General features: G+C 37.1%; 2 protein-coding genes. Both read right to left on the reverse strand.

Translation table 11 applies throughout. The features are described 5' to 3' along the window. Window positions 1–151: 151 nt before the first annotated feature. On the reverse strand, window positions 152–451 hold the full coding sequence (locus OM074_RS21155) for a type II toxin-antitoxin system RelE/ParE family toxin (protein WP_301202710.1): 300 nt from the start codon (window positions 449–451) through the stop codon (window positions 152–154). Then, window positions 451–663, reverse strand: coding sequence for a hypothetical protein (locus OM074_RS21160; protein ID WP_301202711.1), 213 nt, complete (start codon window positions 661–663; stop codon window positions 451–453). Before OM074_RS21160 ends, OM074_RS21155 begins: the two co-directional genes overlap by 1 nt. Window positions 664–755 lie beyond the last annotated feature (92 nt).

Raw genomic sequence — 755 nt, forward strand, 5'->3', positions numbered from 1 at the left:
CAGGCCAGAGGCCTTGGTTAATACGACATAGCGAGACGCTATGCCGAGCCGTTTTCTTACTTAATCGCTACGATCAGCGAGGGGCATACGCCGGATGATTTACATTATCTTCTCGCTAGGCTCAGCGAGAGGAGTGTGTCTGGCTGTGTGATTATCCTTTCATTTTATCAGGATCTTGCCTTGAGTCAAAAATATCTGTGATATAAATATGCTCTCCGATAACCCGGTAGATTATTTTGTAATGGTTTACGATTAAACGACGATGTTCTAAATCTAAATGTTCCAAGAGTGGTTCTTTTTGTCCTTGGTGAGGTTGTAAAAGAAGCGTATCTGCCGCATCCAGGATATTATTCTTGATTTCATTCAGTTTCTTATTCGATACTTTTGGCGCAATAAAATTTAACGCTTCTTCAAGACTAAAAAGAGCCTGCTCTGTGAAAATAAGCTTCATTAACGACCTATATTTGATATTCTTTGCTCTATTTCTTCCCTTGAAAAAACCCTACCCAACTGGATGTTTTTTTCAGATTTCAAAGCCCTGCTTTCTAACTTTTCCTGTAAAACTTCTTCTTTGCGAAGCTTCTCATAGAACTCATTAATAGTTCTTTCGTTTGCCCTGTGCAAATGACTGTGTATAAAGTCTCTTTTCTCAACTATGTTCATAACCTGTAAGTTTATATCCTTTACAAAGTTAAAGATTAATATTCAGTTTTGGTTTCTATTTTAACGGATGATATTTATTTACCTCCATACTA

The sequence above is a fragment of the Plebeiibacterium marinum genome, assembly GCF_026013615.1.
Classification (GTDB): domain Bacteria; phylum Bacteroidota; class Bacteroidia; order Bacteroidales; family Marinilabiliaceae; genus Saccharicrinis; species Saccharicrinis marinus_A.